Source organism: Anaerostipes sp. CAG:276 (assembly GCF_000432215.1).
In the GTDB taxonomy this organism is placed as follows: domain Bacteria; phylum Bacillota; class Clostridia; order Lachnospirales; family Lachnospiraceae; genus Anaerostipes; species Anaerostipes caccae.
Genome location: NZ_FR889184.1, coordinates 12,876 through 21,868 on the forward strand (window position 1 = coordinate 12,876; position 8,993 = coordinate 21,868).

Annotated in this window: 8 protein-coding genes and 2 riboswitches; of the genes, 4 read left to right on the top strand and 4 right to left on the bottom strand. The window is 44.1% G+C overall.

Annotated elements, in window-relative coordinates:
- Positions 1-1,475: ATP-dependent Clp protease ATP-binding subunit (locus tag QVP35_RS06885; protein WP_288187785.1), on the bottom strand; the 1,475-nt coding region annotated here is incomplete at its 3' end.
- A gap of 150 nt (positions 1,476-1,625) precedes the next feature.
- On the opposite strand from QVP35_RS06885, the gene QVP35_RS06890 reads away from it, so the two are divergent.
- Both QVP35_RS06890 and QVP35_RS06895 read left to right on the top strand, forming a co-directional pair.
- Positions 1,626-2,276, top strand: a complete 651-nt coding sequence (locus QVP35_RS06890) for a TetR/AcrR family transcriptional regulator (RefSeq protein ID WP_006566345.1) — start codon at positions 1,626-1,628, stop codon at positions 2,274-2,276.
- 109 nt (positions 2,277-2,385) lie between these two features.
- Positions 2,386-3,636, top strand: coding sequence for an MFS transporter (locus QVP35_RS06895; protein WP_022260946.1), 1,251 nt, complete (start codon positions 2,386-2,388; stop codon positions 3,634-3,636).
- A 69-nt stretch (positions 3,637-3,705) separates the two neighbouring features.
- Here the strand turns inward: QVP35_RS06895 and sfsA are convergent, their stop codons facing one another.
- Entirely contained in the window at positions 3,706-4,401 is a 696-nt protein-coding gene (sfsA, locus tag QVP35_RS06900) for a DNA/RNA nuclease SfsA (RefSeq protein ID WP_009290940.1), read from the bottom strand.
- Positions 4,402-4,547: 146 nt separating this feature from the next.
- Positions 4,548-5,339: an anthrax toxin lethal factor-related metalloendopeptidase gene (locus QVP35_RS06905; RefSeq protein ID WP_022260947.1), complete on the bottom strand. Its 792-nt coding sequence runs from the start codon at positions 5,337-5,339 to the stop codon at positions 4,548-4,550.
- A 99-nt stretch (positions 5,340-5,438) separates the two neighbouring features.
- Positions 5,439-5,526: riboswitch (cyclic di-GMP riboswitch) on the bottom strand.
- 179 nt (positions 5,527-5,705) lie between these two features.
- Positions 5,706-5,793: riboswitch (cyclic di-GMP riboswitch) on the bottom strand.
- Positions 5,794-5,924: 131 nt separating this feature from the next.
- Here QVP35_RS06905 and QVP35_RS06910 point away from each other — a divergent pair.
- Together QVP35_RS06910 and QVP35_RS06915 are read left to right on the top strand one after the other, a co-directional pair.
- Complete coding sequence (locus tag QVP35_RS06910) at positions 5,925-6,686, top strand: ABC transporter ATP-binding protein (RefSeq protein ID WP_022260948.1); 762 nt, start codon at positions 5,925-5,927, stop codon at positions 6,684-6,686.
- Positions 6,679-7,479, top strand: a complete 801-nt coding sequence (locus tag QVP35_RS06915) for an ABC transporter permease (RefSeq protein WP_006566350.1) — start codon at positions 6,679-6,681, stop codon at positions 7,477-7,479. The genes QVP35_RS06910 and QVP35_RS06915 overlap by 8 nt, the downstream gene beginning before the upstream one ends.
- Positions 7,480-7,544: 65 nt before the next feature.
- Here QVP35_RS06915 and QVP35_RS06920 read toward each other — a convergent pair.
- A partial coding sequence (locus QVP35_RS06920; protein ID WP_288187787.1) for a GGDEF domain-containing response regulator occupies positions 7,545-8,993 on the bottom strand: 1,449 nt, incomplete at its 5' end.

Sequence of the window (8,993 nt, forward strand, 5' to 3'; positions counted from 1 at the left end):
TAATTTCTCTGTGCGATCTGTATTTCGTTGTTTACAGATTCAATCTCTTCTCTCAGTTTGGAAACCCTCTCCACGGAAGACTTTTCATTCTCCCATGTGGCCTTCTTGGCATTGAAATCTTCCCTCATCTCTGCCAATTCTCTCTGAAGTTCCAGGAGGCGTTCTCTGCTCAGATTATCGTCTTCCTTCTTCAGTGCCGCTTCCTCAATTTCCAGCTGCATGATCTTCCTCTGAACCTCATCCAGTTCTGAAGGAAGGGAATTCATCTCTGTCTTAATCATGGCACATGCCTCATCCACCAGGTCAATGGCTTTATCCGGAAGAAAACGGTCCGTGATATAGCGGTTTGACAGGGTCGCAGCGGCCACCAAAGATCCATCTGTGATTTTTACTCCGTGGAAAACCTCGTAGCGCTCTTTGATACCTCTCAAGATAGAAATCGTATCTTCCACGGTAGGCTCATCCACCATGACCGGCTGGAACCTTCTCTCCAGAGCCGCATCTTTTTCAATATACTGACGGTACTCATCCAGAGTCGTCGCTCCGATACAGTGAAGCTCTCCTCTGGCCAGCATCGGCTTCAGCATATTGCCTGCATCCATGGAGCCCTCTGTTTTTCCCGCTCCCACGATCGTGTGCAGCTCATCAATGAACAGGATAATCTGTCCCTCGCTCTTTTTCACTTCTTCGAGAACCGCTTTCAGTCGTTCTTCAAATTCTCCTCTGTATTTGGCGCCTGCCACAAGAGATCCCATATCCAGTGAGAAAATCGTCTTGTCCTTTAACTGTTCCGGCACATCCCCCCGGACGATCCTCTGGGCAAGTCCCTCTACAACCGCAGTTTTACCAACACCGGGCTCTCCGATGAGCACTGGATTATTCTTGCTTTTCCTTGAAAGAATACGGACAACATTCCGGATCTCGCTGTCTCTTCCGATCACAGGGTCCAGTTTCTGCTCTCTGGCACGCTTCACCAGATCGTATCCGTATTTCTCCAGCGTATCATAGGTTGCCTCGGGATTGTCCGTGGTTACCTTCTTATCTCCCCTTACTTCGGACAAAACCTCCAGGAAACGGTCTCTGGTGATTCCATAACCTCTGAACAGTTCTTTCACTGCATTGTTCGGCTTTTTGATCATAGCAAGAAACAGATGCTCCACAGAGACATACTCGTCTCCCATGGCCTTCATCTCATCTTCCCCTGCCAGCAATACCTGATTCAGCGCCTGGCTCATGTAGACCTGTCCGCCGGAAACCTTCGGTTTCTTCTGGAGCAGCTGCTGTGCCTGGCTTAAAAAAGAATCTTTATTTACATTCATCTTCTCCAAAAGGCTAAGAATCAAACTATCTTCTATGGTCAGCAGACTATATAATAAATGTTCCTGGTCAATTTCCTGGTTTTGGCAGTCATAAGCAATCTTTTCACACTGATTTACTGCTTCGACTGACTTTTGAGTAAACTTATTAATATTCATCTTCACTCCTCCAATCTTATTTGTTCTATATCTAGTATAACATATAGCATATAAAAAGCAAGTATTATTTTTAATTTCTTGACATTCTTCCATGTATCTGCTATTTTAAATACATACTATTAGTATGTATGCAAGAAAGGATGATTTTCCATGGCAAGAAATAAATATCCCGAGATTACAGAGCAGAGGATCTTGGATGCATCGCTGAAATTATTTCTGGAAAAAGGTTACGAACACACAACGATTCAGGATATCATCGACGAACTGGGTGATTTGACGAAGGGCGCCATATATCACCACTTTAAATCCAAGAGTGATATCATAGAAGCCGTCATGAACCAATTGTACAGCGGGCAGGAAAAGGACTATGAGGATATTTTGAACGGACCGGGGACAGGACTTGAAAAATTAAGAAAACTTCTCATCGTATCAATTAAAAGTCCTGGTAATCAAATGATGATTAATGCCGCTCCTCATATTATGAAAAATCCACGATTCCTGACCAAGCAGCTGTTTGAAAGCCTGGACAATACAGTACCCCACCTGATACTGCCGCTGATAGAGCAGGGGATTCAGGATGGTTCTGTAAAAACTAAATATCCAAAAGAACTGTCAGAAGCACTTCTCATTTTGTGCAACTTCTGGATGAACCCATTTATTATCCAAAATACTGCGGAAGAACTCATCCGCAAAACCCAGTTTATGAAAGATCTGCTTGACCGGCTCGGAATGCCTCTGCTGGATGACGAAGCACTCCTTGTTCTTGAATCTTACCGAAAACAGCTGGAAGAAAAAAGCTGACTCATTCATCCTCAGACTGGACTCATACAGTCCGGTCTTGGAGATTGGTGAGAACTACAAATTTTTTTATCAATTTTACATACCAACCGAATGTATGAAAGGAGTTTTTATGAAAGATAAACTATTTACCAGAGATTTTTCTCTGGTAGTGATCGGACAGATCATTTCTCTGTTCGGCAATTCCATCCTGAGGTTTGCACTTCCTCTGTATCTGTTAAATGAAACAGGGTCCGCATCCCTGTTCGGCATTGTCACCGCCTGTTCCTTTATTCCTATGATCCTGCTCTCACCCGCAGGAGGCATAGTTGCGGACCGGGTCAACAAAAGAAATATCATGGTCATTCTTGACTATGCAACCAGCGCTCTGATCCTGTTGTTTACCGCCGCTCTCGGCCATGTATCCCTGGTGATGCTTTTGGTCATAACCCTTATGATCCTTTATGGCATACAGGGTGCATACCAGCCGGCAGTCCAGGCAAGCCTTCCGGCTCTGCTGACTCCGGACCGTCTGCTTTCCGGAAATGCAGTCATCAATCAGGTCAATGCTCTGGCCAATCTAATCGGTCCGGTGGCCGGCGGAGCCTTATACGGCTTCTACGGAATCCGCCCGATATTATATGTGAGCATCATCTGCTTTATATTTTCTGCCACAATGGAACTGTTTATCCATATCCCATTTAAAAAGCCAAAAAAGGGAACCAGTGTATTTGCAGTAGTAAAACAGGATCTTTCAGAAAGTTTCTGGTTTATCCGTACAGAACAGCCTGTTATAGGGAAAGGAATCCTGATTGTCTGCGCATTTAACTTATTTTTAAGCGCCCTGCTCATCGTAGGCCTGCCTGTGATCATCACACAGTTTCTCCATATGTCCAGCCAGCTTTATGGGTATGCCCAGGGAGCCTTAGCCCTCGGGGGCCTTTTGGGCGGCATCCTCACCGGAGTCTTTGCAAAACGGCTGAATATCCAAGGTGTCCATGTTCTGCTCTTACTCAGCGGAGCGTCTCTCCTTCCAATCGGACTCGTGCTGAATCTGGATGTTCCTCCGATGGCAGCCTACATTGTAATCACCCTGTGCAGTTTCTTTATGATGGCCTGCTCCACGATGTTTACCGTGCAGATGCTCTCATTCGTGCAGGCTCTTACACCGCATCATCTGATCGGCAAAGTCATCTCCTGTATCATGGCACTGTCCATGTGTTCCCAGCCTCTTGGCCAGGCCGTATACGGAGTTCTGTTTGATGTTTTGAAGAGCCAGTCTTATTTTGCGGTCTACGGTGCCTGCCTGATCTGCTGTCTGATTTCCTGGGAATCCAGAAAAATATTCCGTACTATTCCGCTGGCAGAACCGGCTGCTGAATAAAAACTTCATAAACTAGGAAGAGGAAGCAGTAAAAATAGTCTGCTCCCTCTTCCTTATCCGGTGGTTTGTTTACAGAATCACCGGAATTTTCTCATCAATTTCCATTGTGTCCTTTGTTACAAGGCAGTCCAGTGCAAGTATATGCACTCCAGAGTCTGCTGCTTTCCTCAGAGTATCTCCAAAGGCCCTGTGGGTACGGTCATTGGGCCTGAAGCAGTGCACGCCTTTCATCTGAATGACGAAGATAATATATGCATCATAACCTTCTTCCACACAGTGTATGAGTTCCTCTATATGCTTGATTCCGCGTTCGGTAGGCGCATCAGGAAACCATGCTGTTCCATCCTCCTCCAAGGTCACTCCTTTTACTTCCACGAAGGCCTCTCTGGTTCCCGCCATAAGTTCTCCTCCTCTGACAAAGAAATCAAATCTGGAATTTCCATACTTTTTTTCCGCCCTGATCTCTTCTATATAAGGAAAAATCCCTCCCCTTTTCAGCCATTCTCCCACAGCTTTATTGGGCGCCTGGGAATCCATGTTGATCATCAGATTTCCTTTGCTCACACCAATCAGAGAATACTTTGTCTTTCTCTTAGGATCGTTATGCTGCTGCAGGTAAACCCTGGCTCCGGGAATCAGCAGTTCCCTGCATCTTCCTGTATTCTTAACATGTGCCTCTTCTTCCTGTCCTCCGACGAGTACAATGGCTATAAACCGATTGGGGCGCTTTAAAAATGTACCTGAAATGATATGATCATAATGCATGTTCCTGTCTCCTTTTCCGCCCCTAATGATAACTTCGGAAGTTTCTGATGTCAATGAAAAAGTTTTTTCAAACAGCAAAAAAGGAAGTCTCAAAACCATAGTTTGCACTTACAGTTTTGAGACTTCCTTTATGACTCCTACGATGATTACATTCTGCTGATCACAGATTCTATGTACTTGTAAGAGCGCGGGCAATTTTTCTTTAAGGAAGACTTGTTCATAGAGTATTCTTTAAAGCATTCTGCAAAAAACTCCTTGTTGGAGGAAACAGCATACTTTTTATTGTCTCCTTTGAACTTATTCTTCTCTGCTTTGTAGATAGCCTGGAACTCTTTGGTTGAATCAGCTCTTCCCTGCCTGTATGCCACGAAATGTCCCACTTCATGGACAAGCACGCGGTCTACGTTGGCTTTCAGGTAAATTCTCTTTCTGGATGGGCTGAACACTCCGTCTGCTCCCTTTAAGACGGAGGAACGCGGATTCGTTTCAATCGTCATTCCGGTCTTCTTAAATGAATTGATTACCCTTGTATCAATGATCCCCTTCAATTGGTTAATGTCAGCACTTCCTGATCTGGCCAGATTTGTCGTCTTTGTTGTAGTCTTCGTCGTAATCGTAGTCTTGACTGTCTTGCGCTTTGCCTTCATAGTCGTTTTAACTACTGTATTCTGTCGAATGACTTTCTCAACTTTTTTTGAAACACTCTTTGTCAGTTTCTTTGTAGTTTTCACTTTCTTTTTTGTGGTTGTCTTTTTTCTGCGGACTTTTTTCTTTAACTTATATTTTTTTGTTTTGACTTTTCTGGTTGTGCTGACCTTTACTGAAACCTTGCTTGATGCTTCGACACTTTTCGAAGCCGGGACCCCCATCCCAACGCCTGCGGCAATCACAATGACCGCTAATGCCACAGCTATCAACTTAGTAACTGCTTTTTTCATAACTGATGCGCCTCCTCTTATCCCAAGGCACAAATCCGGCGGATGACCGGTGAAAAAGCAGTTCCCTAATCTGTTTTTCAAATCACATGATCCCCATCATACGGCAACCGGCTGTCATAATCTGTAATCAGATCTTAGACCCTTGGCTTTGTGCCACTGCCTTTTGACAGTTTTACTGAATATGTAATTGTTTCATTCATCGCTGTGGATATGAATACCATGTGATGAATACAATCATCCAGCTTTTGAAATACAGAGCGCTTCTTTAAAAAGAAAAACCGTCCGTGAAGTTTCCTTCACAAACGGTTGCGCTTACAGCTTCAAATATAAGTCAGATACCTATATTCATACACATTAAATAAATAATGTGGCAACCGGCTGTCATAGTCTTATGTAAGACTTTAGACCCTTGGCTTTGTGTCACTGCCTTTCGGCAGCTTTACCGATGAAAATTTATCCGAGACAAACCACTTTTGTCTACGCTTTAATTATAGTCTGCTAATCTCTCTTATGTCAAGGAATAATATCACCTTTTTTCTTTCCAGCATAATCTATACTATAATCCCCAAGAAAGGAGATATGAGAATGACCACTGCCCTTTCCTTAGAGCAGGTTTCCTACTCTTACCATACTATGAAGCAAGAAACTACGGCTCTTTCCTCAATCACTTTTGATGTATTAAGCGGTGAATTCGTCGCGGTAGTAGGCCCAAGCGGATGCGGAAAATCGACCATGCTGCATTTAATTGCAAAACTGCTCCCTCTGTCTGGCGGCACCATCAAAATCAACGGCGTACCAATCGAGGAATCCACCGACCATATCGGATATATGCTCCAGAAGGATCAGCTTCTTCCCTGGCGCACTATTTATGAAAATGTTACCCTGGGACTCAAGATACAAAACATCAAAGATCCGGAGGCATTTGATAAGGTTGACCGTCTGCTGGAACTTTACGGACTCAAAGACTTTAAAAACTCTTATCCGAGCCAGCTTTCCGGAGGTATGCGCCAGAGGGCTGCTCTGATTCGTACACTCGCCCTGTCCCCGGATATCCTTCTTCTGGATGAACCATTTTCTGCATTGGACTACCAGACAAGACTCCGGGTATCCGATGATATAGGCACCATCATAAAAGAGAAGAAAAAAACTGCTCTCCTCGTCACCCATGATCTTTCTGAGGCGATCAGTATGGCCGACCGTGTCATCGTGCTGTCCAAACGTCCGGGAACTGTCAAGACCATTGTTCCTATTCACCTTACATGTGAGAAAAAAACACCGCAGGCTGCAAGAAATGCAGTAGAATTTAAAGATTATTTTAATCAATTATGGAGGGAAATCAATGACTGATCCAATTTCTAAAGAACAGTCCGAGTATTTAAACCAAATACAACGGAAAAAATATTGGATCCGGGTTGCCCAGGTCCTTCTGCTTCTCCTTCTTTTATTTGCCTGGGAAACAGCGGTTTCAAAAAATATACTGAACGGATTTATTTTCAGCAGTCCAAGCAGGATCATCCGGTGTTTTTACGGCATGGTAACAGACCATTCCATCTTTCTTCATATTGGGGTTACTCTGGCTGAAACGCTCGTAAGCTTTGCGCTGATCACTTTATTTTCAGTGCTGATCGCGACTATCTTATGGTGGTTCCCCACGGCTGCCAAGATCATCGACCCATACCTTGTAGTCTTAAACAGTCTTCCGAAATCAGCCCTTGCTCCGATCCTGATCGTCTGGCTCGGAAATAATATGAAGACGATCATTATCACCGCCATCTCCATTGCGGTTTTCGGAAGTATCCTGAATTTATACAGTGGATTTCTCCACGTGGATAAGGAGCGTCTGACACTCATCCGGACTCTCGGAGGAACAAAAAAAGACTGCCTGACCATGGCAGTCATACCCAGCTGTATTCCATTGCTTTTAAGCATTATGAACGTAAATATTGGGCTTTCTCTTGTAGGTGTGATCATCGGAGAATTTTTGGCAGCACGCTCCGGCCTTGGATACCTGATCATCTACGGAAGCCAGGTATTTAAAATGGATTGGGTACTAATGTCTATCGTTCTCTTATGCATCATCGCTATGCTTCTGTACGCCCTGACCGGATTTATAAAGAAAATGTATCAGAGAAAAATCTGATCCAAAACAAATGAGACCAAAGGAAATCAAACGATCTTTGCCCGTTGATTTCCGATGATCTCATATTATAAATCTTCATCGCTGTCCATCTTGGAGAGCAGTGACTGAAACGGCATGTCTTTTGTCTTCTTATCATAAAATGTATACCAATTCTTTCCCTTATTTTTAGAGTAATAAAGTGCCTGATCTGCCCTCTTGATCAATACATCAAATTCTGCTCCGTCTTCCGGGAACTGTGCGATCCCTATGCTGACCGTTACCGGATATCCATGAAAGCCGTCCTGAATCTTCTGTTCTATCTCTTCTGCCTTTTTGAGTGCCGCATCCTTTCCTCCGATCCCGTTGAGAAAAACAATGAACTCGTCTCCCCCAATCCTGCCTACCACATCGGTTGATCTGACACAGCTTTTAATCTTCTCTGCTACGGTCCGCAGCACTTTGTCGCCAAAAGCATGACCTTTGCTGTCATTGATCTGTTTAAAGTCATCCAGGTCCAGAAACAGCAGTACGCCTGAAGAATCCCAATTCTCTTTCATAATCTTTAAGATCTTTTCTTCCAGCCCTTTACGATTATTGATTCCTGTCAAGGCATCATTGTCGGCCGCTTCTTTCCATCGGGAGATTTCTTTCCTGTGCTGATCTATATTGACGAATTTCCCTATCAGAGACAAACACATTCCATCGTCCATATCCCAGATAGACTTTATAAAACACTCATACCAAAGATATCCGCTGTCTTTTGTCATCAGCCGGATCTGTGCACGCATCGTTGTATTGTCCGTACTCAGCCCTTCCAGATTGTTCACCAATACCTGCTTGTCATCGTCATAGATGATATCCGTTCTCCTGATCTTCCGGCTCACTTCCTCGATCACAGTATCCCGCCCGAATACCTCAAAATATTTTTCTGAAAAAGAAAGCGTATCTGACTTTACATCATAATCAAACATAATATCCCCGGAGAGATTTGCCAGCACCCGGTTCTTTTCCCTCTCCAGCTCAAGGAGATACAGCGTCCGAGTAGAAAGGGCATCGATCCGTGTTTTTGTGCCGGTATCCGCAGAAAGCTGATCCTCTGTATCTTCCTCAGTCAGGTGCTGAAGCTTCCCCATGCTGCTGATCAGTTCCATCCTTATGTACATGGACAAAATATTTTTTACTTTTTCCCTGATGATATCGGGGTTAAACGGTTTGATGATGATCTCTTCCGCCCCCATGGAGTATGCCTTCTCCAGAATCTGTTCCGAACCGTCCACCGTGATGACCACCACCGGGAGATGCTCCAGTACCCCCTTTTCTTTCAGTATCTCCATCAGTACGAAACCGTCCATGACGGGCATGACTAAATCAAGCAGAACCAAGTCTACTTTTTTCCTCGCATCTAAAATAATATCCAGAGCTTCTTTTCCATTGGCAGCTTCAATAATATAATAATTTTTACAGAAAATCTCATTCAAGATTGCTCTGTTTAATTCCACGTCGTCAACGATCAAAAGCGTCCGCTTTTCTGCTTC

Coding starts and splice junctions, on each gene's coding strand:
- QVP35_RS06890 (WP_006566345.1), top strand. CDS start 1,626: ATGGCAAGAAATAAATATCCCGAGATTACAGAGCAGAGGATCTTGGAT.
- QVP35_RS06895 (WP_022260946.1), top strand. CDS start 2,386: ATGAAAGATAAACTATTTACCAGAGATTTTTCTCTGGTAGTGATCGGA.
- sfsA (WP_009290940.1), bottom strand. CDS start 4,401: ATGCATTATGATCATATCATTTCAGGTACATTTTTAAAGCGCCCCAAT.
- QVP35_RS06905 (WP_022260947.1), bottom strand. CDS start 5,339: ATGAAAAAAGCAGTTACTAAGTTGATAGCTGTGGCATTAGCGGTCATT.
- QVP35_RS06910 (WP_022260948.1), top strand. CDS start 5,925: ATGACCACTGCCCTTTCCTTAGAGCAGGTTTCCTACTCTTACCATACT.
- QVP35_RS06915 (WP_006566350.1), top strand. CDS start 6,679: ATGACTGATCCAATTTCTAAAGAACAGTCCGAGTATTTAAACCAAATA.